At 37.0% G+C, this 23,745-nt stretch carries 24 protein-coding genes; 6 read left to right on the forward strand and 18 right to left on the reverse strand.

Going from position 1 to position 23,745, the window contains the following annotated elements:
* Positions 1-104 precede the first annotated feature (104 nt).
* On the forward strand, positions 105-674 hold the full coding sequence (gene def / locus FYJ79_RS08565; protein ID WP_154516887.1) for a peptide deformylase: 570 nt from the start codon (positions 105-107) through the stop codon (positions 672-674).
* Between the two features lie 134 nt (positions 675-808).
* Positions 809-1,084, forward strand: coding sequence for a helix-turn-helix domain-containing protein (locus tag FYJ79_RS08570; RefSeq protein ID WP_154516890.1), 276 nt, complete (start codon positions 809-811; stop codon positions 1,082-1,084).
* Here FYJ79_RS08570 and FYJ79_RS08575 read toward each other — a convergent pair.
* From FYJ79_RS08575 to FYJ79_RS08600, 6 genes are all read right to left on the reverse strand, one after another.
* Positions 1,081-1,500, reverse strand: a complete 420-nt coding sequence (locus FYJ79_RS08575; protein ID WP_154516893.1) for a hypothetical protein — start codon at positions 1,498-1,500, stop codon at positions 1,081-1,083. The two genes, FYJ79_RS08570 and FYJ79_RS08575, sit on opposite strands and share 4 nt — an antisense overlap.
* Positions 1,501-1,560: 60 nt before the next feature.
* Complete coding sequence (locus tag FYJ79_RS08580) at positions 1,561-1,995, reverse strand: hypothetical protein (RefSeq protein ID WP_154516896.1); 435 nt, start codon at positions 1,993-1,995, stop codon at positions 1,561-1,563.
* 2 nt (positions 1,996-1,997) lie between these two features.
* Positions 1,998-2,612 carry a rhomboid family intramembrane serine protease gene (locus tag FYJ79_RS08585; RefSeq protein WP_154516899.1) on the reverse strand — a complete coding sequence of 205 codons (615 nt, stop codon included), beginning with the start codon at positions 2,610-2,612 and terminating at the stop codon, positions 1,998-2,000.
* Position 2,613: 1 nt separating this feature from the next.
* Complete coding sequence (locus tag FYJ79_RS08590) at positions 2,614-3,621, reverse strand: DNA-processing protein DprA (protein WP_154516902.1); 1,008 nt, start codon at positions 3,619-3,621, stop codon at positions 2,614-2,616.
* A 355-nt stretch (positions 3,622-3,976) separates the two neighbouring features.
* On the reverse strand, positions 3,977-5,215 hold the full coding sequence (iscB, locus tag FYJ79_RS08595) for an RNA-guided endonuclease IscB (RefSeq protein ID WP_154516905.1): 1,239 nt from the start codon (positions 5,213-5,215) through the stop codon (positions 3,977-3,979).
* A gap of 341 nt (positions 5,216-5,556) precedes the next feature.
* Positions 5,557-6,066, reverse strand: a complete 510-nt coding sequence (locus FYJ79_RS08600; RefSeq protein WP_154516908.1) for a pyridoxamine 5'-phosphate oxidase family protein — start codon at positions 6,064-6,066, stop codon at positions 5,557-5,559.
* A gap of 277 nt (positions 6,067-6,343) precedes the next feature.
* Between FYJ79_RS08600 and FYJ79_RS08605 the strand changes: the two genes are divergently transcribed.
* Together FYJ79_RS08605 and FYJ79_RS08610 are read left to right on the forward strand one after the other, a co-directional pair.
* The gene (locus tag FYJ79_RS08605; RefSeq protein WP_154516911.1) at positions 6,344-6,544 is read left to right on the forward strand and encodes a hypothetical protein; all 201 of its coding nucleotides are present in this window, start codon (positions 6,344-6,346) and stop codon (positions 6,542-6,544) included.
* A 16-nt stretch (positions 6,545-6,560) separates the two neighbouring features.
* Positions 6,561-7,715: an ISL3 family transposase gene (locus tag FYJ79_RS08610; RefSeq protein ID WP_154516914.1), complete on the forward strand. Its 1,155-nt coding sequence runs from the start codon at positions 6,561-6,563 to the stop codon at positions 7,713-7,715.
* A 226-nt stretch (positions 7,716-7,941) separates the two neighbouring features.
* On the opposite strand, the gene ppdK is transcribed toward FYJ79_RS08610, so the two are convergent.
* The 5 genes from ppdK to FYJ79_RS08635 all read right to left on the reverse strand — a co-directional run bounded on the left by ppdK (position 7,942) and on the right by FYJ79_RS08635 (position 15,706).
* On the reverse strand, positions 7,942-10,596 hold the full coding sequence (gene ppdK / locus FYJ79_RS08615) for a pyruvate, phosphate dikinase (protein ID WP_154516917.1): 2,655 nt from the start codon (positions 10,594-10,596) through the stop codon (positions 7,942-7,944).
* 299 nt (positions 10,597-10,895) lie between these two features.
* Positions 10,896-12,461, reverse strand: coding sequence for a DEAD/DEAH box helicase (locus tag FYJ79_RS08620; protein WP_154516920.1), 1,566 nt, complete (start codon positions 12,459-12,461; stop codon positions 10,896-10,898).
* A gap of 51 nt (positions 12,462-12,512) precedes the next feature.
* Positions 12,513-14,090 carry a glutamate ligase domain-containing protein gene (locus FYJ79_RS08625; protein ID WP_154516923.1) on the reverse strand — a complete coding sequence of 526 codons (1,578 nt, stop codon included), beginning with the start codon at positions 14,088-14,090 and terminating at the stop codon, positions 12,513-12,515.
* Positions 14,091-14,125: 35 nt separating this feature from the next.
* Positions 14,126-14,452, reverse strand: a complete 327-nt coding sequence (locus tag FYJ79_RS08630) for a cyclic-di-AMP receptor (protein WP_154516926.1) — start codon at positions 14,450-14,452, stop codon at positions 14,126-14,128.
* 75 nt (positions 14,453-14,527) lie between these two features.
* On the reverse strand, positions 14,528-15,706 hold the full coding sequence (locus FYJ79_RS08635; RefSeq protein WP_154516929.1) for a deoxyguanosinetriphosphate triphosphohydrolase family protein: 1,179 nt from the start codon (positions 15,704-15,706) through the stop codon (positions 14,528-14,530).
* Positions 15,707-15,761: 55 nt separating this feature from the next.
* Here FYJ79_RS08635 and mutY point away from each other — a divergent pair, with 55 nt between their 5' ends.
* Positions 15,762-16,793: an A/G-specific adenine glycosylase gene (gene mutY / locus FYJ79_RS08640; protein ID WP_154516932.1), complete on the forward strand. Its 1,032-nt coding sequence runs from the start codon at positions 15,762-15,764 to the stop codon at positions 16,791-16,793.
* Here mutY and FYJ79_RS08645 read toward each other — a convergent pair.
* Positions 16,790-17,800 (reverse strand): serine/threonine protein kinase, encoded by a 1,011-nt coding sequence (locus FYJ79_RS08645; RefSeq protein WP_195837053.1) that lies wholly within the window; start codon positions 17,798-17,800, stop codon positions 16,790-16,792. The genes mutY and FYJ79_RS08645 overlap by 4 nt on opposite strands.
* 56 nt (positions 17,801-17,856) lie before the next feature.
* Here FYJ79_RS08645 and FYJ79_RS08650 point away from each other — a divergent pair, with 56 nt between their 5' ends.
* Complete coding sequence (locus FYJ79_RS08650) at positions 17,857-18,267, forward strand: helix-turn-helix domain-containing protein (RefSeq protein WP_154516938.1); 411 nt, start codon at positions 17,857-17,859, stop codon at positions 18,265-18,267.
* Between the two features lie 32 nt (positions 18,268-18,299).
* Here FYJ79_RS08650 and FYJ79_RS08655 read toward each other — a convergent pair whose 3' ends face one another.
* From FYJ79_RS08655 to mtaB, 6 genes are all read right to left on the reverse strand, one after another.
* Complete coding sequence (locus FYJ79_RS08655) at positions 18,300-18,905, reverse strand: FxLYD domain-containing protein (RefSeq protein WP_154516941.1); 606 nt, start codon at positions 18,903-18,905, stop codon at positions 18,300-18,302.
* A 123-nt stretch (positions 18,906-19,028) separates the two neighbouring features.
* Complete coding sequence (locus FYJ79_RS08660) at positions 19,029-20,003, reverse strand: PhoH family protein (protein ID WP_154516944.1); 975 nt, start codon at positions 20,001-20,003, stop codon at positions 19,029-19,031.
* A 65-nt stretch (positions 20,004-20,068) separates the two neighbouring features.
* On the reverse strand, positions 20,069-20,254 hold the full coding sequence (gene rpsU / locus FYJ79_RS08665; protein WP_033161745.1) for a 30S ribosomal protein S21: 186 nt from the start codon (positions 20,252-20,254) through the stop codon (positions 20,069-20,071).
* Positions 20,255-20,345: 91 nt separating this feature from the next.
* Positions 20,346-20,987: a deoxyribose-phosphate aldolase gene (deoC, locus tag FYJ79_RS08670; protein WP_154516947.1), complete on the reverse strand. Its 642-nt coding sequence runs from the start codon at positions 20,985-20,987 to the stop codon at positions 20,346-20,348.
* Positions 20,977-22,449 carry a Mur ligase family protein gene (locus FYJ79_RS08675; protein ID WP_154516950.1) on the reverse strand — a complete coding sequence of 491 codons (1,473 nt, stop codon included), beginning with the start codon at positions 22,447-22,449 and terminating at the stop codon, positions 20,977-20,979. Before FYJ79_RS08675 ends, deoC begins: the two co-directional genes overlap by 11 nt.
* Entirely contained in the window at positions 22,433-23,743 is a 1,311-nt protein-coding gene (gene mtaB / locus FYJ79_RS08680) for a tRNA (N(6)-L-threonylcarbamoyladenosine(37)-C(2))-methylthiotransferase MtaB (protein WP_154516953.1), read from the reverse strand. Before mtaB ends, FYJ79_RS08675 begins: the two co-directional genes overlap by 17 nt.
* Positions 23,744-23,745: the final 2 nt, after the last annotated feature.

Here is a 23,745-nt window from a genome sequence, read left to right on the forward strand (position 1 = left end):
CATTATACATGAAAGTCATACAAATGAAAAGTTCACTCTGACTAAATGCTTAGATATGGCATTTCAAAATTAAGTGTGTTATGATGACACATGAGGTGAAAGACATGATAACAATGAAAGATATTATTACGGATCAAGATCCTAGAATAAGAGACATATCAAAGGAAGTTGCACTTCCATTAAGTGATGAAGATAGAAATAAGTTAATGGAAATGATGGAATATTTGAAAAATAGTCAGGATGAAGAATTAAGTGAGAAATATCATTTAAGACCTGGCGTAGGCTTAGCAGCCATTCAGCTTGGTATTCCTAAGCGTATGTTAACAATCTATATTCCTGAGTATGATGATGAAGGCAATATTACACATAAAGAAGAATGGGCTCTCGTTAATCCAAAGCTTGTAGCCTATACTCAAAAAGAAGCCTATATCAAGGCTGGTGAAGGCTGTCTTTCCGTTCCAGAAGACTTACAGGGCTATGTACCAAGACATGCGAAAGTTGTTGTTGAAGCTTATGATGCTATTACTGATAAGCAAGTCAAGATTACGGCAAGAGGCTTTTTCTCAATATGCTTGCAGCATGAAATGGATCATCTTGATGGAATTCTCTACTATGATCACTTTAATAAAGAAAATCCCTTAGCTCCTATTCCTAATGCTATGGTGATTGAATAGAACTGTTTGACAGTTCTATTTTTTTATACGATAAATTACCATAATAAGTGCAACAGCCTATAAGAACAAAAAAAGTCCATGGGTTCAATGATAAAATGTGAGTGACTAAACAAACATTTATCAAGGAGAATCCCATGAACTACAGCCATCTTAACTTAAATGAGAGAACAATCATATCTTTACTTGCTTCTTCTGACGTATCGATTCGTGAAATAGCGAAGCAACTTGGAAGAAGTCCGAGTACGATTTCCAGAGAATTGAAACGAAACCAAACAAATGAACGAGATTCCCGATATATCTCTTCGAAAGCTCAGGAAATATATCAAAACAGAAAACATCATTGTGGCAGAAAATTTTTCCCCTGTTTTGACAATTCATCATACAAAAAAACAGCAAATTATGCTGTTTAATAATAATTATCAACAATTGTCATCATGTCATTCACATATATTCGTGAGTCTTTTAAGACAATATCGGGAAGATGTCTTGATAGAATGGGAAGCTTACATGTATATTGTTCACGCATTAAAGGAAGATCCTGCTTGTGACAAAGAGCAATTGTTTTCTTCATAATATTGTCCGTTATACTATAAGTGCCTACTAGAGCGACATTATGGACATGCTGGCGATTTAAAGAAGAAATAAAGTGAGCAATTTGTTTATAATTGAGATGGTTTGAACTAAAGATCAGAACCAGTAGATCAAAGATTGCTTCATGATCGAATTCATCAGGAGTCAAGGCACGTGTTCTTGCATCTCTTGCGATTTCATTCGCAATTGGCTTCATGAATTTATCTGTTTTCATATAAACAACAGCTACTTTCATACATGTCTCACATCCTTCTTCTTTATTCTAGTGATGAAATATGAACTTTTTATAAACAGGTTAATAAGCCTGACGATAAGCAAAATAAGCTCCCGCAGCAACACAAATCAAGTTCATGAGATTTGTGAACATGCTTCTTAAGGCAAAAAGGAGAATCGCCATATTGATGCTTGCAGAGGCAATGACATAGGATGCCACGAAGAATACAAAATAGCTAAAAACACTCATGCATGCAGCAATAATAGCAACCTGCTTTCCTTTCTTGTTGACAGCATTGCTGGTCATTTCACCAATAATCCCTCCAATAACAATCATCAGCATACCACTGAGCAATGATACATAACGATTGAGAAAGGCAAGAATAATGCCACTCACAATAGCGATGAAAAGAGCAACGCCAATGGCTTTTGGCCATTCACTGCCATGTAGTAAAGTCGCATTATGACTTTTAAAGAAAGCTTTTGCTTCTCGTTCTTCTTTTGTTTTCCATTTCATAATCAATATACCTCATCATGATGTCTTTTTTGATTCAAGAGAATATATGTTGCAATAAAACCACCAATGAATCCTGAGACGTGGCCAGAAAGAGAAATCTCAGGAACAAAGAATGAAATCAGGAGCATGAAAATAAGATTGGGTAATAGCGAGCGCCAGATATGCATAAAGATATCTCGATATAATAAGGCTAATGCGCCTAAAGCACCAATCAGGCCAAAGATGATACCACTTATACCACCACTTACACTCGACCCCTCAAATCCATTGTAAAGATAAAGCAAATAAGGTAAACCATTCGTAGCCAATGCTGCTATACCAACAACAATCAAATAGCGTGTCTTCCCAAGTACTTTTTCAATGAATACACCTAATCCATATAATGAATAACAGTTCACAACGATATGAAGAATACCGAAATGAATAAAATTGCTGGTAATAAAACGATAGTATTCATGCGTATGTTGGACATAAAAGCCATTATAGGCACCTAGATGCAAGGCCTGATAAGCATTCATTGTTGGCCCATAGAGAATAATAGATAGCAGATAGACAATAACTGAAATAACGATCAGGCTTGTTGTAATCGGATAGTTTTTATAATCTTTTCTATTCATATTATTCCTCTATAAATTCAAATATTGTCATCTGATCGATATCTGTATCATCTTCTTCGTTGACAATTCTATTCTTATTGATGATATGTTCAATATCAAGAGGACTAGCAAGATCATCTTTGCTGACACGTATAGCACCCATTTCAATTAGTCTTAAATTGCCATTGTAATAAGGTGAAGCATCTACAACAAGTGGTGTTGTCCAGTGATAATGGAGATTTTGCACACTTGTAAACCAGACTGCCCCACTGTTGATATTAGTAGCAATAATGAACTGTTCTTTAGAGAGACCACATACATAGATATTACGATCCAATGAGTTTGTGATATCAAAATAGGCATAAGGATCAACAGCACAAAGAATCAACATATGACCATCACGCAGATAACGTTTATTCATACGAATCTTATCTAGCATATGATCAGCTACAAACATAATAACATTGCCACCTATTTTCAGCATTGCCCGTGTGGCGTAGTCATCAATCCCCTTGATCCCGCATGTAATCAATGTACGCTCTTCTTCAAGAACCTTGTTGATCACACTCTTTGTAGCAAAATTTAGCGTACGATTATTGACATGAGGACCTACAACACTGACATTATCATCCTTGATTAAATCCAGATTGCCAACATAATAAAGGATGAGAGGCATGCGGTTATTAAGGCAATAGAGTTCACTTGGGTAGTTCTCTTCATATTTTGTTGTTACATGAATGCCTTCATTTTCTAGATTATGCAATGAATGAATCATGTCAGCAAGCAATGTGCTGCGAGCTACAATTTTATCAATCAGCATATCATCAATATCTAGCAAGAGCATCAGTGCTTCACGATTCATGCCAATTAATGAACTTACATCATCGCGACCAGTATCTTTTATTCTTTTTTCTATTGCATACCATTCATCATTAGTCAGTGGTCCTTCTTTTGTAGGAATCAGGTCACTTGTATAAAGAATCACTGCCAATGAATTCAGGTTTAATTTTATTGTTGTCTTCTTTTCCATAGCACCCATTATAGCATAGTATTGTCCTTTGGAAAATGAAAAAAGGTCAGTCCTGAATAGCAGGATTAACCTTATGATTATGAGTTATGAATTTCCTTTTACATTAACCTCAAATAATGATGTGTTCACTCCTTTTCATATGAAAAAGAGTTAGTCGAAAAAGCGTTGTTCTTTCTAAAATATCCTACAACATAGAATATCGAGCTAATTTTTCAAGAAAATGTATATTTCAAATTTCTATTGCTTTGAAAAAATAATATTTTATGTTTTATGATTGTGCGAGCTAACGTTCGTGACTTCAGTCATAAAATTCTCAGCGGGGAAACCCACATGCTTGTCTGTGGGAGGAACCGCCTTATACCACCTTTCTTAATTCAATAAGCATATTTTTTCGCATTTCTAACATCTTAAGGTTCTTATATCCTACGGAAGCATTAACTTTAGTACCATCTAATAGTCTTAAATCCATTCTTCCAGTAGAACGTCTACCAAAAATAAAGCAGTTTTGACCTTTCCACTTTACTTTATCAAAAAGCCTAAATCCCATTACTTCGTATGATGCTTGATTACGTTTTTTGATACCACCTTTGAGAATGGTGTTTTTATGTATTTGACGATTATGGCATCTTACTTTCTTTTGGTAATATACTATACCGTCTGATACTGCTAATGGATTACCACTAATACATCTTGCATCAATATAATGGTCTTTTAGCAAACCATTCTCGATACGAGTATTCTTTGTGATATATCCGTAAGTTAGGCTTACATTTGGATATAATTCCTTTAGTTTGTTATAGAAAGCCCATCGCATGATACCCACAAATGTAGCATCTCTAAAAGACATTCCTCGTTTTATGGTCTTTGGCAATTTTACAAATCCTTTATGATAACCAGTATGACAAGTTTCACATAAAGTAATTAGATTATTGGGAGCATCGCCGCCTGTATGTCTGCTTTCGATATGATGAACATTTAGGATTTTGTCTTTGGACTTACCTTTACAACATTGGCAAGTATGACCATCACGAAAAAGCACATATTCACGGATATTCCAAAAGCCTAACTGTTCGCCTTGCTGATAGTATGTACCGCTTATCAAGGGATTCTTAATCTTCCGTATATCGAATGATGCTACCTCTACAATAATTTTACTGATTGGTAAGATTTCGTGTACTTTACGGATAACAGTCAAGTGACTATCTACCTTATTTTGTACCGAAGGTGCTAACCATCCGTCTGTACGCTTACGGTTATCAAAACGTGGTTTACGGTATCTGGTTTTGTGGTTTCTTCTGGTTCTACGATTCTGTCTACGTGTAGAAAGCAAATCCACAATATCGTTCCTAAGTTCCACATCAGACTCAAATAATACTTTGTTTTTTGTAGTTGCTGAAAGACCGATATGTTTACTTCCACTATCTACACCTAAAGAAATTTCTTGTGTATAATTCGTGCTACTATACAACAGTTGTATTGTAAACGGACATTTTTTAATAACCTTTGCCTTTTTGGATTTCAACAGAATACGCACTTTAGCATGGTTTTCCGTAGGCATTAAAGGTTGTCCGTTTTGGTTTAAGACGTAAACCATAGTACGTACCCCCTTTCTTAAACCCATCAAAGGATTTAGTTTCTCGCTCCGAAGAGCGGTTGGTGTACCATCGCCAATGTTACTAAGAGGTTTCTTCGTCGGCAACACGGTTCCTATACCACAGAACGGTTTAATCACCGACCTTAGAGCCACAGACTTGGTACTACATCCGTGGGTAACTATATATTCTCTCGTAACGTAGCCTTTGTTTTAAGGCTTAGGCTACTCACTCTGGGTTGTTAGACAACCCCACGGGCTTGCCCGTGGGTATTAGTGAGTGCAGTTCACCTATTAGTTGGATTTTTACATAATACATCGAACATCTCATTTGTACGTTCGTCTCAATAATCCAAATGCTGCCTGCTTCCAAAACCTTCCTTCTTTAAATCAGAATCAAGATAATCAAACATTTTAGGAACAACCTTAATCAAATGCATTGGCTGTGGTAATTTCTTCATGACTTCTACAGGAATTTTCTTAAAAGCCATAATTTTTAAGTATTCATCAGAAAAAGGCTCAACGATTTCAGCAATGCCTTCTACCTGCAAGCTCTTTAACTGGCCAAATCCACCATAAGGTTCAAAGATTGCCATTCCGACATTCTTATTTTCTTTAAGACATTTAAACTTTATTCCTCCTTCAGAAAAGAAATAAAAGAATCCATCAATATAATTATATTCAATGGGTGTATTTCTTACCATGTCTGAGGATGCAGTCGCTAGAGCACATGTGTTGTGTCCTTTTATAAAAGTATCAATCTTTTCCTTCAAATCTTTATCGTTCATATGAACAGAAGTTTGATCCTTCTTAATCCAATGTGATGCAGCTAAATCATAATCCATATTATACATAATCAAACACCTCTTACTTTTTCATTTGTTGAATGCATCAACTTATTATATTATACAACTCTTATTTATAATAGTCATTGTTTCAGGGGTGTTATCATACTAAAGAAAACTGCGGTATATTAAATAATCATGGGGTCGAGGTACACCTATAAATAATTGTGGGGTCGCTTATATATGAGCCTATAAAATATCGTGGGGTCATGAATCTATGTTTCATGATCCTTTTAAATTGTGCATAATATTATGGTCCGTCTCTCAGATAAAGGAGAACTTAGTAATGAACAATAAAGAATTATGCTATATGCTGGATCTTGATCCTGATACGGTTGAAAATGTGAATATCACCAGAAATGATGAGAAATATGAATTCAGGATAACCATGAAAAGACAGACCTATGAATGCCCTGAGTGTCACTCAAGCCATGTGAACATAAAGTCAAATAAAACAAAAAAAGCTAACAGGAGCTCAGTTCAATAACCGCCCTAGCACCTACATGGTCTCTTTCAAGCGTTTATGCTGCAAGGATTGCGGTACGTCTTTCTACGATCATGTTCCTCTGGCTGATGAAACGACAAAAATCGCCAAGGTAACCCAGCTGCATATCCTTGAGGATCTTAAGCCTTTTAACTCTGTCTTTGCATCTGTTGCAAGAAAATACGATATAAGCACGACGAAGGTCATCAGCCTTTTTGACGAGAACATTCAGGTAAGGAGACATCCGCTGCCACGAATACTTCTTATAGACGAGTTCTATTTTCAGAGACATAGCCAGCAGAAATATGCCTTCGTCATGATGAACTTTGAAAACAAAGTCATTGTTGATATCATCAATTCAAGATGGCAGAACGTCCTTAGTGACTACTTCTATTCAATAGATGCAGAGAAAGGAAAAGGCGAAAAAAGGGAAAAAGAAAAGGTAGAGTTTGTATGTTCGGATCTCTATGAGCCATATCGGAGCATCATAGCCACTTACTTCAAAAACGCTACCTATCTTGTTGATCATTTTCATGTTGTCAAGCTCGTAAATGATCAGCTCAATAATACTAGAAAAAGGGAGATGCGTAAACATTCTGACGACAAACAGTCAAAGGAATACAGACTCCTCAAATTCAGATACAGGCTTCTCATGCAGTACGGTCCAGCCATTGATATTGAGACATATAGATTCGATTCGATACTAGGCTACCATTGTGTCAATAAAACCGTGCTAGATGAGCTTCTTTCCATCAGTGATGATATAAAGGCCTTCTATGATGTCAAGGAGGCATTCATGGCCCTTGATGACATTGACGAGAAATCCGCAGCGGAACACGACCTAGAAAAGGAACTTGACGAAATAATCAACAGATTTCATCAGCTTGGGACGAAAGAAGGTGTGACAATCTCAAAAACCCTGAAATCCTGGAAAAGAGAATATCTCAATTCCTTCACATGGGTGAATGGAAGAAGAATTTCCAATGGACCCTTAGAAGGCAAGAACAATTACATCAAGAAGATACTCAGCAATGCCAATGGCTATAGAAATTTTAACAGGGCAAGAAACAAAATCATGTTTTCGCAGAATCTTCATAACGAATATGATTCCGGATTTAGTGACCTGTACATCGTTGACAAGATACTGAACAATAGAAAACAAAAAGCAAAATAAAAGCAATAATCTAAAAATAAGGAGACGGATAAAAACTGTGGAATCGTATGCATCAGGTGCATACTGACCCCACAGTTTTTTATAGCGAATTTAAATTTTATCAACTTCGACCCCACGATTTCTTATAGCGAAATTCGTCAAACCCCACGATTATTTAAAGCGCCAAAACTGCTAATATCATAAAAAAGGTTAGTCCTGGTTACCAGGATTAACCATTTTAGCTTTATTATTTCTTACGATCTTCTTTAACAGCAGCCTGAGCAGCAGCTAATCTTGCAAGAGGTACACGGAATGGTGAGCAAGATACATAAGTTAAGCCGACATTATGACAGAATTCAACTGTCTTAGGGTCGCCACCATGTTCACCACAGATACCAAGCATGATATCAGGACGAGTCTTTTTACCTTTTTCTACAGCCATCTGAACTAACTGACCAACACCCTCAACATCAATTGTCTGGAATGGATCATGTTCATAAATGTTATTCTTGTAGTAATCGCCTAAGAACTTACCTGCATCATCTCTAGAGAAACCAAATGTCATCTGAGTTAAGTCATTTGTACCAAATGAGAAGAATTCAGCTTCTTCAGCAATCTTATCAGCTGTTAATGCAGCTCTTGGAATTTCAATCATTGTACCAACATGATATTTCATATCCACACCAGCTTCAGCAATAACAGCATCAGCAGTTGCTACAACAGTCTTCTTAACATATCTTAATTCCTTCACTTCACCAACAAGAGGAATCATGATTTCAGGTTCGATATGCCAGCCTTTTTCCTTGTTGACATTGATAGCAGCTTCAATAACTGCTCTTGTCTGCATTTCTGCAATTTCAGGATAAGTTACAGCAAGACGGCATCCTCTGTGACCCATCATTGGGTTGAATTCTTTTAATGATTCAACTCTTTCTTTTAATGCTTCAAATGTCATACCTAATGATTCTGCTAATGGAGCAATTTCTTCATCAGTATGTGGTAAGAATTCATGTAGAGGTGGGTCCAAGAAACGGATATTAACACCATATTTACCCATTGTTCTATATAATTCTTCAAAGTCTTCTCTCTGATAAGGAAGAATCTTGCTTAATGCTTCACGTCTAGCTTCAACTGTTTCAGCAGTAATCATACGACGGAAGTTAAAGATTCTTTCTTCATCGAAGAACATATGTTCTGTACGACATAAGCCGATACCTTCAGCACCAAATTCAGCTGCCTGTTTAGCATCTCTTGGGTTATCAGCATTTGTTCTAACTTTTAATCTTCTTCTTTCATCAGCCCAGCTCATGAATTCAGCGAAGTGTCCGCCAATTGTAGGAGGAACTGTCTTAATCTGTTCAGCAAAGACTTCACCTGTAGAGCCATTTAATGATACATAGTCACCTTCATGTAATACTTTACCATCAGGTAATGTTAATGTCTTAGCTTCTTCATCAACTTTAATAGCACCACAACCAGCTACACAGCAAGTACCCATACCACGAGCAACTACGGCTGCATGTGATGTCATACCACCACGTACAGTTAAGATACCATGAGCTAATACCATACCTTCGATATCTTCTGGTGATGTTTCATTACGGGCAAGGATCATATCCTGAACACCGTTCTCTTTAGCTGTCTTTAAGTCATCAGCATTGAAATATAAATGACCAGTAGCAGCACCAGGTGATGCAGCTAAACCAGTTGCGACTGCCTTAGCAGCCTTATAAGAATCATTATCGAAGTTTGGATGTAATAACTGATCAAGTGCCTTAGGATCAACCATTAATAATGCATCATCCTTAGTGATCATGCCTGACTGAACCATTTCAACAGCAATTCTTAATGCAGCCTGTGCAGTTCTCTTACCGTTACGAGTCTGCAACATGTAAAGCTTACCATCTTCAATTGTGAATTCCATATCCTGCATATCTTTATAATGGTTTTCAAGAGTATGACAGATTTCCTGGAACTGTTCATAACAATGAGGCATTACTTCATTTAATGTAGCAATTGGCTGAGGAGTACGAACACCAGATACAACGTCTTCACCCTGAGCGTTCATTAAATATTCACCATATAATACATTTTCACCAGTTGCTGGGTTACGTGTGAAGGCAACACCAGTACCTGACTGTTCAGAACGGTTACCATAAACCATCTGCTGTACGTTTACTGCAGTACCCCATGAACCAGGGATATCATTTAAACGACGATATGTGATGGCACGATCATTATTCCATGAACCAAATACGGCTCCAACAGCGGCCATCAACTGTTCTTTTGGATCTTCTGGGAATCCTGCTGGATCCAATTTCTTGAATTCTTCTTTATATACTTTTACAACTTCTTTAAGATCTTCAGCAGTAAAGTCTGTATCGAGCTGATAACCGTGTTCTTCTTTGATCTTTTCAAATTGTAATTCGAATTTTTCTCTTGGGAAGCCTCTAACAACATCGGCAAACATCTGAATGAAACGACGATATGAATCATATACGAAACGATCATTCTTTGTATCAGCAGCGAACTGTGCTGCTACTTCGTCATTCAAACCTAAGTTTAATACTGTATCCATCATACCTGGCATAGATTCTCTTGCACCAGATCTAACAGAAACAAGTAATGGATTATTTGGATTACCAAATTCTCTTCCTGTGATTTTTTCTAGTTCAGCTAAAGCGTTCAGAATCTGTTCTTTCATTTCATCTGTTAGCTTAGCTCCATCTTCATAATACTGTGTACATGCTTCAGTTGTTACTGTGAAACCCTGTGGGACTGGGAGACCAATACCAGTCATTTCAGCAAGGTTAGCGCCCTTACCGCCAAGTAGGATCTTCTTTTCAGCTAAAGTCATGTCCAAAGCTGCACCTTCCTTAAAAAGGTATACATACTTTTTCATAAGATAATTCCTCCTTTAACTCATGGGTCTATTATATAACATGTATGGGTTTACAATCAATACCTTTGTGAAAAAATAGCGTTGTCAAATTCGTATTAATACAAATATTAAACGCATACAAAATATTGAAAGTGCTTATATTTCTAATAATACTAAAGCTATTACATCAGTAATTATGACCAATATGACACACAAATTTGTCTTTTTTCGATATTTTCTAAAGTAAATAACATATATCAAAATAATATGATATGGACACGAAAAAAAGAGTTAATCTAAAGCTGATTAACTCTTTCTCATTATCGTACTTCTTTCGCAATTTCCAATTTTACTTTTTGATTGCCAATCTTTTTATTAAAGCATTTCTTAACAACGCCTTTAGCCTTAGATTTCTTAATATCCACAAAAGAGAACTTACGTTTAATGGTGATATCACCAATTTCATCTTTTCTCAAGTTTCCGACGTCTAATAAGAAATTACGTAATTTTGTCTTGTTGATCTTTTCAGCACTGCCGCAGTTCACAAAGACACGTTCATAGCTTTTAACTTTAGTCGATAAATCGTCATCCTTATAGTCAAAGGCAAGACGTTCACGATAATTCATATAAAGCAATGAAGCAAGCACATCATCAACCATCGCATTTGGAATTTCGGCAACAACATCATAGAAGTCTTTTTGTTTGCCTTTATCCATTACGTGCTGTACATCTGTAAGGACATCTTTCATTTTGGCATTGAAGATATCATCTGCTGTTGGCAGGTTCAGCTCTTCAAAGTGAGACTTCGTGCTCTTTTCAATTTTATGGAGAATACGGACTTCTCTTGGTGAGACGAATGTGAAGGCCACACCCTCATGACCAGCACGACCAGTACGACCGATACGATGTACATAGAGTTCATCTTCCTGTGGCAATTCATAGTTAATAACATGAGTAATACTGTCAACATCAATCCCACGGGCTGCAACATCCGTCGCAATTAAAATTGGGACCTTGCGTTCCTTAAACTTCTGCAATGTACGCATTCTTGTATTCTGGTCAATATCACCATGCATACATGCAACGTGATAATGACGGCGTGCAAGCTCATCCTGTAAAGTATCGACAGAACGTTTAGTCTTACAGAAAATGATGCATGAATCCATTTCATTAGCATCAAGTACACGACACAAACCTTCTAATTTCTTGTTTTGTGGAACAACAAAATAGTATTGCTTAACAGTTGTTGCTGTCTGCTGAACAGCTTTGATCTTGATATGGGTATAATCACTCTTCATGTAATTTTCTGCAATATGCTTGATACCATCAGGCATTGTTGCTGAGAAAAGGATCGTTTGTTTTTCTTTTGGTGCATCAGCAAGAATTGTTTCAATGTCTTCAACAAAGCCCATATTCAACATCTCATCAGCTTCATCGAGAACAAAGAACTGAATATGTTCTAATGAGACAATGTCACGTCTCATCAAATCCATGACACGGCCTGGTGTTCCAATCAGGACATCAATACCATGTTTAATAGTGCGAATCTGACGGCCAATATCGCTGCCGCCATAGACACATGCGAATCTTAAATCAGTATATTTTCCAATACGACCAAATTCTTCACCAATCTGCATTGCAAGTTCACGTGTTGGTGATAAGACAATTGCAGAAATATGGTCGGATCTTTCAATCTCCGATAGCAAGACACTTCCAAAAGCTAAAGTCTTACCTGTACCAGTCTGTGCCTGACCGATTACATCTTTACCTTCTAGTAGGACAGGGATACTCTCAGCTTGAATTGGACTAGGTGCAACATAGCCCATTGCTTCAATTCCTTTTTGTACAGTTTCATTTAATTTTAATTCTTTGAATGTTTTAATCATTATTTCCTCTTTTTCTTAAGTGTTCGGTTAACCTTATCACAATAAATCCCATTAAGCAAGGTCTTTTCGAAGAATATATGCCCTTACAAGCGAAATAAAATAGAGCGAACCAGTAATATAGACTTTTTTCTCTTGTTTAAGTGCTTCATCCACAGCATGCTGCCAGTTTTCATCCTTCTTGACAGGCATATTTTCACACAGGTCGGAAATCGTCGCTGAGCGAACATGGGGGAATTTTGTCACCGTCACATCATCAGATAATTTACATAATGCTTCAATCATATGATGAGTATCTTTGTCTTTAAGGGCTGAATAAATAATCTTGACAGGTTCATCCTTCTTGATGCTGTTGACGAAAGCTTCCATTCCTTCTCTATTATGAGCACCATCAATAATGACTGTCGGATGAAGATGGATGGTTTCAAATCGTCCTGCCCAGTAAGCCTGTGCTAAGCCAGTCGTAAGATCTTCCTTGTCAAAAGGAAAATAACGTGAGAGGTATTCTAAGATATTAATGGCGAGAACGGAATTGTTGAGCTGATAATGAGCACCTGTATTTAAATGAATATGATGGTCATGATAATCATATTCTATTGATGTATCGTTGTATTGAACATGCTCAGGAAGTTGAATCTGAATAAGCTTACTTGCATGCTTCTGGCATTCTTGTTTAAACACGTCTAGACATTCTTTACGCGTCTCCCCTGTCATATAGTCAACATGGTCTTTGATAATGCCTGCTTTATTTAAGGCAATCTCTTGATAAGTATGTCCTAAATAGTCTACATGATCCAAGCCAATATTTGTATTAACAGCCAGCAATGGCTTGATGACATTTGTCGCATCAAGAAGTCCTCCTAGCCCCACTTCAAAAATAGCTAAATCAGCAGCACGATAATAGAAATAGACAACAGCAATAAAGACTTCCATCTCAAATTTTGATAAGCCATAATCGAGGAAATCACCCATAAATCGATTCGCAATAGCGACCATCGTTCTTTCATCAATGGCCTGATCATCAACGCAAATAATATCAAGAGGATGAACAAGAGCTGGAGAAGTAAAGGTTCCAATATTATAACCAGCAACCTTTAAGACCTCTTTTGTATAATTGACAGTGGATCCTTTGCCATTTGTACCCCCTACATGAAGTGAGGCAAGACCGTTTTGTATATTGTAGGCATCTTCCATGAATTTTTGGAATTGTTTAAGGGAATAGACACGATCCTTTTGGTTATTAATAAAGTCATAAACTTCCTCTGCACTCTTGAAATCATGGCTTTTAGGCAAAATCTTGACAAGTGTACCATTTCCCGTTTCATGATAACCAAAACTCTTAAAAAAGGCCATCGCAGTTGCCGAAGGATGCAAAATAATGCGATTTAAGCCAATTCGCTCAATAGCATCCAACAGGCTGGCAAATACCTCTACCTGAATATTGCCTGGTTTCGCATAAATCAATGTCACTGTTTCCATCCGTTCAAGTTCTACAAAACCGACGACCTCGTTGCCAACAGTAGCGACTAAAGTCAGTGTTCCAGGAGCCTTGAGAATATGTCTGCCCCCACTCGCTTCAATAATATTTGTGACCTGTGTTTCAGTAACATGATCCAGTATTTTAATTTCCATAATATCCCCCTACAAAAAAGGATGGCACAGCCATCCTACATTTTTTCGAATCGATCAACATTCAATACAAAGACAGTGGCACCGCCAACAAGGACATCGACCATGATTGGAGTAAAAAATTCACCCATTTCTGTTGGAGGAATAGTAGGTTCTTTTTCTACACGTTTCTTTGCATTGGCTTTAATGATTTCAAGAGCACCATCAACCTTTTCATCATTTGTACCAATTAGGAATGTGGTATTTCCCTTTCTTAGGAATCCTCCACTTGTAGCCATCTTAGTAATAAAATAGCCACCTTCAGTCAGTGCAGTCTGTACAGCGTTACTGTCATCATTATTCACAATCGCAATGATTAATTTCATAGGTATGCCCCCTTTACAAAAACTATTCTACCATGAATCATGCCATTTGTATCTAAATTTTTTTGGTTTTGGTGGTTAGGATATGTTTTCGCGCATTGTTGGCAAGAAGACTTTTTTATAGTATTCCAGTAAATAGGTATCTGTCATTCCAGATAAATAATCCGATACTATGAGTTCTTTAGGTGTCTTCAAATAGGCTGCATTCATACCAGAGAGATATTTCTGAATCCCACGGTCTTTAAGATGAGGGTCATCTAAATCTTCATAAAAGACATCATAGAGTTCCTTCACCATCCTGAAGAGTTTTTCATTTTCTTTTACAAGAACAGGATTATGGTGAATATGGATAGAAATAAAATCATAGAGTTTGTTGAGAGCTTCAAATGTTTCTTTAGAGAATTCAAGATAAGGCTTGTTATAGGAATGAATGACAAGATCTTCAACAAGATGGTTGATCATAGAATTATTACCATCCCCTATAACATTTGTAATATCACTTGGTAAATCCGATCTTTTCATCAAGCCAACATTAATAGCATCATCAATATCTTTACCAATATAACTAATAACATCACTTATTCTTACAACACAACCTTCAAGCGTCATTGGAGCTATATGTTCACTTGCATGAGGAGTATGCCAGCATTCGTGATATTCCTTCCAAAACTGATCAATAGTTTTATAAGCATCAGGTTTATAAATACGGTTAATCATTTCGCCATTATGACAAAGAATGCCATCAAGCACCTGCAAGCTTACATTATATCCTTCGCCCTTTCTTTCAACATAGAGTAGTTCTCTTACACTGTTGGCATTATGGCAAAAATAACCAACCCCACGTTCTTTCAGGCATTCGTTAATTGCCTTTTCGCCAACATGGCCATAAGGAGCATGTCCTAAATCATGACCGAGTGCTATTGCCTCAATAAGGTCAGTATTGAGATTAAGGCATCGGCCAATTTGTCTCGCAATACGGGAAACCCATTGAACATGCAATGATCGCTTTGTGATATGAACATTGTTGAAAAATGATAAAGCCTGTGTTTTATCAACATAGCGGCGATAGGCTTTTGAATAGAGTATCCTGTCGATGTCTTTTTCATAAGGCCAGCGCACATCAAAGTCATAGGGCTTGGTGTGGGTTGGATGAACTTTAATATAATCACTGTTTTTGGTTGCAAAGACAGATAACCGTTCATCATATTCCTGAGTCGCAAGCAGCGACTGACGGATAATCTCATCTTCTTTTTTCATGAGCATCACTTCTTTCAATTTTATCTATTTCTAGTATAATCGACTTGGTGATAATATGCAAAAATTTACAGATGAACTCATAAACTGGTATGAGAAAAACAAAAGGGATCTTCCCTTCCGACATACAAACGATCCTTATGCTATATGGATCAGTGAAATCATGCTCCAACAAACAACAGTAACGGCGGTCATTCCCTACTACTACCGCTTTCTTTCGACCTATCCAACAGTTAAAGACTTAGCTAACGCTTCACTTGATGACGTCTATAAGCTCTGGGAAGGGCTTGGATATTATCGTAGAGCTAAAAATCTTCATTTAGCTGCCATCAAGATTGTTGATGAATTTGAAGGAATATTCCCTCGTGATCACACTGACATTTTGAGCCTGCCTGGCATTGGGCCTTATACCGCAAGTGCTATTTCTTCTTTTGCTTATCATGAAGAATATGCAGCTATTGATGGTAATGCTTTAAGAGTCTTAAGCAGAATGCTAGGCTTACATGATAATATTGCACAAGCTAAAACCATCAAGCGTATCACTGATTATGCCAACAAGATGATTGTTGGTAAAGATTCCGCCTCCTTTAATCAAGGACTCATGGATTTATCAAATGCCTATTGCCGTCCAAAGAATCCAGATTGTTCAAACTGTCCACTCGTTACATATTGTCAGGCTTATAAACATCATGAAGAAAAAGTATTGCCTATTCATATTAAAAAAATCAAGAAAACAGAACATTCTTTTATCACCGGCTATATCACTTATCAGGATCAGGTCATGATGAAAGTGAATGATGAAGGTTTATTAGAACATATGTATGGTCTTATACAGTATGAAGTGAGTGATCCATATATGTTTATGGAAACTTTTGAAAAAGAATTTGGACAGCCTCTTTATTTAGAAAGCTTTGTGAAGGACTTTAAACATGTCTTTACACATCGTACTTGGCATATGCATGTCTTTCATTTTATCCTAAGTGCACCTAATAGCTATCTCATGACAAATGCAGATCTTAAAAAAGCTGCCATTCCGACAGCTCACAAAAAGATACTCGACTTTATCAATAAGCATCGCATTACATCTTAGAAAAAAGCAATCATGATAACGGAAATCACAAACCAATAAAATGTAAGAGAAATCACTCTTCCCGCTATTCTTAGTATACGATGTGGATTCTTTTTAAAAAGACAGAAACGATAGAGATCAAAGGTATTAAGAAAACACATAGGAATATAGATCAGTGTAAAGAAAATCCAGAAACGATAAAGAAGTAACCCAAATGCACTTGTTACTTCTTTTGTTTTCATTGTTGCAGTAACCGCAAGCATCAACAATCCATAAACTACAAGAAGTATTGTTTTTATAGGATGTGGTATGGAAGGAAAATTGAGCGAGATGGGTAATGATAAACGATTGAAGGCATTGTTCATTTCTTGAGCGCTTTGATAACGATCTTGAGGCGAAGAGCTTGTTGCTTTAGTGATAATTTTGCGATAAATGCCTTCTGCTTGTTTTTTATAAGGCAATTCCCCTGTCAACAAGACATTTAATAGCACACCACATGCATAAATATCAGCAGTCACTCCTGTTTCATCAAAACCAAACTGTTCCGGTGCTGCATAGCCTAGTGTTCCTAGCACCTCTGTATCCTTGCTTTGTGTCGCCTTATAGCTACGGGCAATATCAAAATCAGCAAGAACAACACGATAACCATTATAGAAGATATTCTCAGGCTTAATATCACGATGAATGATGGGAGGTTTTGAAGCATGCAGTACCATAAGAATGTTCAGTAACTGATGCATAATACCTATAACCTCTCCTTCTTCAAGTTGATGTTCGATACGATAGGCTTCCAATGTCGGGGATTGAATATATTCTTCAATAACAATAACATCGTCATCATCCTCGGTGACTTGATAGACTTCAGGAATACCATCATGAATACACTTGAGGCGCTTATAGAGTTCTGCATCACCATGCTTAAGCACCTTTTCGATACATATTTGTTTTGTTTGATTATTTATGACGAGAAAGATTTTCTTGGCATCCTCGCTCTTGATTGTCTTTAAATAGCTATATCCCTCAAGCATACTCCCTCTCCTTGCATTCTCATCCATTCCATTATACCATAGTTTATGGTGATAAGATGAAAACAGAAGAATTAATGTCAATACTTAGTGATCAGCGTGTTTCGCTAGATGATGTCCTATCCAATCTCAAAACACAAACACTTGCCAGCTATCTCAATGACTTACTTGATGAAAAAGGACTGACAAGAGCACAGGTGATTAACGCATCAGGTCTATCAAGAGACTATGCTAATCAGATTTTCAATGGTAAAAGAAGCAATCCCTCACAAATAAAGATTCTGGCTTTAGCGATTGCGATGGGGCTTACGCTCGAACAAACAAACCGTGTTCTTAAGCTTGCTGGGGCAAGTACGCTTTATCCTAAGCTCCCCTTTGATGCTACTATTATCTTTGCGATTGTCCATAAAATGAATGTTATAGAGACAAATACATTGCTGGATGAACACGGCTTAACAATCCTCGAATAAATGAAAAAGATGGCTGTAAATCAACCATCTTTTTAATAACTTGATGCTTCAATAATCTTGAATTGAGCTTTTTTTAAACTTTCTACCTTTTCTTCTTCAACTGCTTCAAAAGCTTTAAAATCCTGTGACTGATTACCACCTAAATCATTAACATTAACATAGTCATCAGCAATTCTTTTCCCATTAGCATCAACTGCTTCAATATGAATGCTATAAGAATGTTTCTTATCAGTGATATTTTTAACAGTGACAGGTAGTTTTGTGCTCACAATACCATATTCATCCTTGTTGGCTTCAAAAGTCCCCAATGTGACGTTGACTTCTTTTTTTAACACTTCGTTGGTACTATTGCCAGTTGCCTTATCAAGTTTCTTGCTTGTGTCGTCAAGAGCACTTGAAAAAGCACTTTGCATAACAAGTGTAATGACAATCGCAAGAATCCCTAATACAAGCCCTGCAATCGCCTTTCCCTTTGAAGCTTTCTTGGCAAGTGAAATAATACCAAATATGGCAGCAAGAACACCAAGGACAAATGCGCCATTATTGATGATTGGGATAAATGAGAACACAATTCCAACAATACCTAAAACAAGTGCGGCAACCGCAAAGCCGCTCTTATTAACGCTTTTTTCTTCCATAATCTTTTCCCTTCTTTTTAAATATGACGGTCTTGCTTCATGAAGATTTCTTTTTGACCACCATTATTCTATACAAAAGAGACATATCTTTGGTGTGCTGCAAGCACACAAAAAAGAACCGTATTAAGTACGGTTCTTGCGAAGTTCTTCCCTTCTTTTTGCTTCTTCATCATAGCGCTCTATTATTCTTGCTACAACAGGATGTCTCACAACATCAAGTGCACTTAAATAAATGAATTTGATACCTTTCACTCCTTTAAGCAGCTTTGCAGCAACCTTAAGACCACTTTCAACACCATGAGCTAAGTCAATCTGAGTAATATCACCTGTAATAATCATTTTAGAGTTAAAGCCAAGTCTTGTTAAGAACATCTTCATCTGATTGTTTGTCGTATTCTGTGCTTCATCAAGAATGACATAGGCATCATCAAGTGTACGTCCACGCATATAAGCTAATGGGGCAATTTCAATCACGCCTTTTTCAATCAGTTTTTCCGTCTTCTCAACACCAAGCATATCATATAATGCATCATAAAGCGGACGTAAATAAGGATCAATCTTTTCCTTTAAATCCCCAGGTAGAAAGCCAAGCGATTCCCCTGCCTCGACTGCTGGGCGAGTAAGGATGATACGTTTAACTTCATTATTCTTTAAGGCCTGTACAGCAAAGATAACAGCGAGATAGGTTTTACCTGTCCCAGCTGGTCCAATCGCAAAGACAACATCATTATTCTTTAACGAAAGATAATAATCTCTTTGTCCAATTGTCTTTGGTGTAATCAGCTTACCTGAATGCGTTCTAGCAATTTGAATGGCATAAAGTGATTCAAGATCTTTGAGCTGATTGGATTTACTGAGGGCAATAGCACTCATAATTTCTTTCTTTGAAACACGGATATGCTTACGTATCAGCTTCAACAGATGCATAATGACATCTTCTAATTGTTCATTCTCTTCCTGAATGATGATTTCATTACCTCTTACAATAATATCAGTCTTGAATTCCTCTTCAAGAATAGCAATGTTTTCTTCATTAGGTCCACAAAGGGCTTGGATTTCTTCAATTGTATAATCTGCTAATTCAAGTCTTTTTTCCATAAATGTTCACTTCCTAATTCCATTATACATGAAAAAAAGAAGGCATTACACCTTCTTTCTTACTTTTATCTTCTTCTCTTGCGCTGATTCTTTCTAGCTGCTTCTGATTTCATTTTTCTCTTTAAACCAGGTTTAACGTAGAATTCTCTCTTACGAGCTTCAGCAAGGGTTCCTGTTCTAGATACCTGTCTTTTGAAACGACGTAAAGCGTCATCTAAAGATTCGTTTTCTCTTACTACAGTTTTAGCCATTGGACATTCCCCCCTTTACTTCTAAGATTACGTTAGTCATTATAACATCTCATTACATTAATGCAATACTTTTTTATCAATTATGAGATATTTATTCAGCCATTAACTTCACGCCTGCAGATGCACCAATACGTGTTGCACCAGCTTCAATCATGGCCATCATTTCTTCATGCGTATGAATACCACCTGATGCCTTGACCTGACAACGATCGCCAACAGTTTCCTTCATAAGTTTAACAGCATGTACAGTTGCTCCCCCTTTAGAGAATCCCGTTGATGTTTTCACAAAATCAGCACCTGCTTCTACAGAAAGCTCACATGCACGAATAATTTCTTCATCATCTAATAAACATGTTTCAAGAATGACTTTTGTGATTTTACCAGGTGTAGCATCAACAACAGCCTTAATATCATTTAAGACATAAGCATCATCATGATCCTTTAATGCGCCAACATTAATTACCATATCTACTTCCTGGGCACCATTTTCAACAGCTTCCTTGGCTTCAAAAACCTTTGTAGCAGTTGTCGTAGCACCTAGTGGGAAGCCGATAACAGTACATGGCTTAACATCTGTTCCCTTTAATTCTTCGGCACAGAATTTTACCCAGCAGGCATTAACCATAACACTCGCAAAATCATATTCCTTAGCTTCATCACAAAGCTTCTTGATATCTGCTCTTGTGGCATCCTGGGCTAAATTAGTGTGGTCAATATATTTATTATATTTCATCTTCATTTCCTCCTTTAAAGATTGCATCAATAGCACTCTTGGCAACATATTTATCTCCTGGATAAGGTGTATTCGACAAACTTGATGCCATGAATTGCTCATGACCTTTTCCCAATATTAAAATTATATCATCTTTACAAGCAAGTTCAACAGCTTGTGAAATCGCAATACGTCGATTTGTGATAATGACAGAAACAGGCTTTGAAATATAGTTTTGCATCATTTCACAGGCTTCCTGAACATTATCTATACGACCATCCTGCTCCGTTAAAATCACCTGATCACAATAATTATTCGCCAGTCTCGCTATTTCGATTTCCTTTTCTTCACTGCGTGTGCCACTTGGACCAAATACGGCAATAATACGTCCTTTGCCTCGTTTCACCTTTCTTGCAAATTTAAAGATATTTTCATAAGAATGTATATAGGCACAATAATCAATTAAGATATCAAATGGCTGATCCGTGTCTAAAAGCTCCATGCGTCCATCAATCGGTTTAATAAAGCCCAATGCTTCAATGATTTGTTCAAGAGGCATCTCCATCGACTTAAGCGCTGCAATAAGAGCAAGAACCATCGGAACATTAAAGCCTCCAAGTATTGGAACAGAGACATCAAACATATGTCCATCAAGAAGCAAGATGAATTCTGTATGATCAATATATTCACGAATATCATGCGCCATGATGTCAGCACGATGTTCAATGCCATAAGTAATGATTTTAGCCTTGATGACATCATTGGTCTGTAGAAAATGATTGAAGACAACGGAATCTGCATTAAGTATCGCTGTATTCTTTTCATCTAATCGTTCAAAGAGCTTGGCATAAGCACGCATAAGATTATCCATTGTACCGTGTAAATCAAGATTTTCAGGATAAAGATTTGTGAATATTGCAACATCAAAGTCAATAGAATCCACTCTATGCAGTGTTAGGCCATAAGAAGAGACTTCTAAAGCCACCCCTTTTACATTCGACTTCACCATTTCATTAAGGGTACGGTGCAGATAGATTGGTTCAGGTGTTGTATAAGGAGAATGAACAATACGATTATCAAACTGGGAATCGTTTGTTCCCACATATCCCATACGAATATAATGTCCCAATACATCCTTAATCATCAATGAGACAATTGTTTTCCCGCTTGTTCCTGTCACACCAAATACTGTCATTTTATATGATGGATAGTCATAAAAGATATTCGCAACACGGTTAAGCTCAGCCAAAACATCATTGACCTGTATATAGAGCACACCAGGATATTCACGCTTTAGTGGCTTAGAGTGAACAATGCATTTTGCCCCTTGAAAGACAGCATCATCAGCATATTTATGTCCATCCGTACTTAAACCTTCGACGCAAAAGAAGATTGAGTCTTTACCAACATATCTAGAATCACTATGTAAAGATAAAATCTTAAAATCTTCCTCAACATCAAATAATTCATTGATTCTCTTCATGATGATTTTCCCCTAAAAGATCCACTCCATCACAGGCAATAATCTTAATATCATAAAGATGATTAAGCTTAATCCTATCATCCTTTACTTTAACAAGCAAATAATTGGAAGCATGGCCAATCTTGTAGCCATCTTTTTCTTCTTCAAATAACACTTCAAGCGTCTTTCCAACCTGACTGAGCGCAAATTCATGCTTTAATGTATCACTTAAAGCCATTAAACGCTTCACTCGTTCTTTCTTCACATCACCAGGTACTTGATTAGCCATGGTTGCTGCAGGTGTTCCACTGCGCTTTGAATACGGGAAGACATGAAGCTGATTGAAATGACACTTCTTAATCCAGTTATAGGTATGTTCGAAATCTTCTTCAGTTTCTCCTGGAAATCCAACAATAACATCTGTTGTGACTGAAAGGGTTGGCAAAGCTTTCTTTAATTTGTTGAGATTATCTTCAAATTCAGCTGTTGTATAATGTCTTGCCATACGTCTTAAAGTTTCATCCGTACCAGATTGAATAGGAATATGCAGATGATCAACAATTACTGGTGAAGTGGCTATTAAGTTAATGATTTCAGGTGTTACCTGACTCATTTCAATAGAGGAAATACGTATTCTCTTTAACCCTTCAACCTTGGTTGAAAGATCCCTTAATAAGTCACTAAAACTATAATTTTCTAAATCCATGCCATATCCAGCAGTATGAATACCAGTGAGAACAATTTCTACAAATCCCTGATTCACAAGTTCCTGTGCTTGTCTTAAGACATCTTCTGGCGCTCTTGAACGCACCCCGCCACGGGCATAAGGAATGATGCAATAAGTACAAAAATTATTACAGCCATCCTGAATCTTCATAAAGGCTCTTGTACGATTTTCAAAAGATGTGATATTGAGTTTTTCGAATTGTTTTAGCTTCATGACATCGGAAACATCGACAATCTGTTTATGATTATTCTTATATTCCTCTATATAATCAACAATCTTTTCACGATGTTTTGTCCCAATGACAATATCAACACCTTCAATCTCAGCAACCTCACCACTCGCCACCTGGGCATAACATCCCACGACAGCAATAATAGCATCAGGATTCTCCTTCTTAGCACGTCTGATCATCTGCCTGCTTTTGGCATCGCCTGTATTCGTGACTGTGCATGTATTGATGACATAGACATCAGCTTTCTCTTTCCAGTCAACGCTTGTATATCCTCTTTGCTTAAAGAGTTCAAGCATTCCCTCCGATTCATAACTATTAACTTTACATCCTAATGTATGAAATGCTACACTTGCCATTC

Origin of the sequence: Sharpea porci (genome assembly GCF_009695655.1) — a bacterium.
Lineage (GTDB): Bacteria > Bacillota_I > Bacilli_A > Erysipelotrichales > Coprobacillaceae > Sharpea > Sharpea porci.

What these genes read in the sequence shown, in the direction of transcription:
- def (WP_154516887.1), top strand. Translation starts at nt 105, where the DNA reads ATGATAACAATGAAAGATATTATTACGGATCAAGATCCTAGAATAAGA.
- FYJ79_RS08570 (WP_154516890.1), top strand. Translation starts at nt 809, where the DNA reads ATGAACTACAGCCATCTTAACTTAAATGAGAGAACAATCATATCTTTA.
- FYJ79_RS08575 (WP_154516893.1), bottom strand. Translation starts at nt 1,500, where the DNA reads ATGAAAGTAGCTGTTGTTTATATGAAAACAGATAAATTCATGAAGCCA.
- FYJ79_RS08580 (WP_154516896.1), bottom strand. Translation starts at nt 1,995, where the DNA reads ATGAAATGGAAAACAAAAGAAGAACGAGAAGCAAAAGCTTTCTTTAAA.
- FYJ79_RS08585 (WP_154516899.1), bottom strand. Translation starts at nt 2,612, where the DNA reads ATGAATAGAAAAGATTATAAAAACTATCCGATTACAACAAGCCTGATC.
- FYJ79_RS08590 (WP_154516902.1), bottom strand. Translation starts at nt 3,621, where the DNA reads ATGGAAAAGAAGACAACAATAAAATTAAACCTGAATTCATTGGCAGTG.
- iscB (WP_154516905.1), bottom strand. Translation starts at nt 5,215, where the DNA reads ATGGTTTACGTCTTAAACCAAAACGGACAACCTTTAATGCCTACGGAA.
- FYJ79_RS08600 (WP_154516908.1), bottom strand. Translation starts at nt 6,066, where the DNA reads ATGTATAATATGGATTATGATTTAGCTGCATCACATTGGATTAAGAAG.
- FYJ79_RS08605 (WP_154516911.1), top strand. Translation starts at nt 6,344, where the DNA reads ATGAACAATAAAGAATTATGCTATATGCTGGATCTTGATCCTGATACG.
- FYJ79_RS08610 (WP_154516914.1), top strand. Translation starts at nt 6,561, where the DNA reads ATGGTCTCTTTCAAGCGTTTATGCTGCAAGGATTGCGGTACGTCTTTC.
- ppdK (WP_154516917.1), bottom strand. Translation starts at nt 10,596, where the DNA reads ATGAAAAAGTATGTATACCTTTTTAAGGAAGGTGCAGCTTTGGACATG.
- FYJ79_RS08620 (WP_154516920.1), bottom strand. Translation starts at nt 12,461, where the DNA reads ATGATTAAAACATTCAAAGAATTAAAATTAAATGAAACTGTACAAAAA.
- FYJ79_RS08625 (WP_154516923.1), bottom strand. Translation starts at nt 14,090, where the DNA reads ATGGAAATTAAAATACTGGATCATGTTACTGAAACACAGGTCACAAAT.
- FYJ79_RS08630 (WP_154516926.1), bottom strand. Translation starts at nt 14,452, where the DNA reads ATGAAATTAATCATTGCGATTGTGAATAATGATGACAGTAACGCTGTA.
- FYJ79_RS08635 (WP_154516929.1), bottom strand. Translation starts at nt 15,706, where the DNA reads ATGAAAAAAGAAGATGAGATTATCCGTCAGTCGCTGCTTGCGACTCAG.
- mutY (WP_154516932.1), top strand. Translation starts at nt 15,762, where the DNA reads ATGCAAAAATTTACAGATGAACTCATAAACTGGTATGAGAAAAACAAA.
- FYJ79_RS08645 (WP_195837053.1), bottom strand. Translation starts at nt 17,800, where the DNA reads ATGCTTGAGGGATATAGCTATTTAAAGACAATCAAGAGCGAGGATGCC.
- FYJ79_RS08650 (WP_154516938.1), top strand. Translation starts at nt 17,857, where the DNA reads ATGAAAACAGAAGAATTAATGTCAATACTTAGTGATCAGCGTGTTTCG.
- FYJ79_RS08655 (WP_154516941.1), bottom strand. Translation starts at nt 18,905, where the DNA reads ATGGAAGAAAAAAGCGTTAATAAGAGCGGCTTTGCGGTTGCCGCACTT.
- FYJ79_RS08660 (WP_154516944.1), bottom strand. Translation starts at nt 20,003, where the DNA reads ATGGAAAAAAGACTTGAATTAGCAGATTATACAATTGAAGAAATCCAA.
- rpsU (WP_033161745.1), bottom strand. Translation starts at nt 20,254, where the DNA reads ATGGCTAAAACTGTAGTAAGAGAAAACGAATCTTTAGATGACGCTTTA.
- deoC (WP_154516947.1), bottom strand. Translation starts at nt 20,987, where the DNA reads ATGAAATATAATAAATATATTGACCACACTAATTTAGCCCAGGATGCC.
- FYJ79_RS08675 (WP_154516950.1), bottom strand. Translation starts at nt 22,449, where the DNA reads ATGAAGAGAATCAATGAATTATTTGATGTTGAGGAAGATTTTAAGATT.
- mtaB (WP_154516953.1), bottom strand. Translation starts at nt 23,743, where the DNA reads ATGGCAAGTGTAGCATTTCATACATTAGGATGTAAAGTTAATAGTTAT.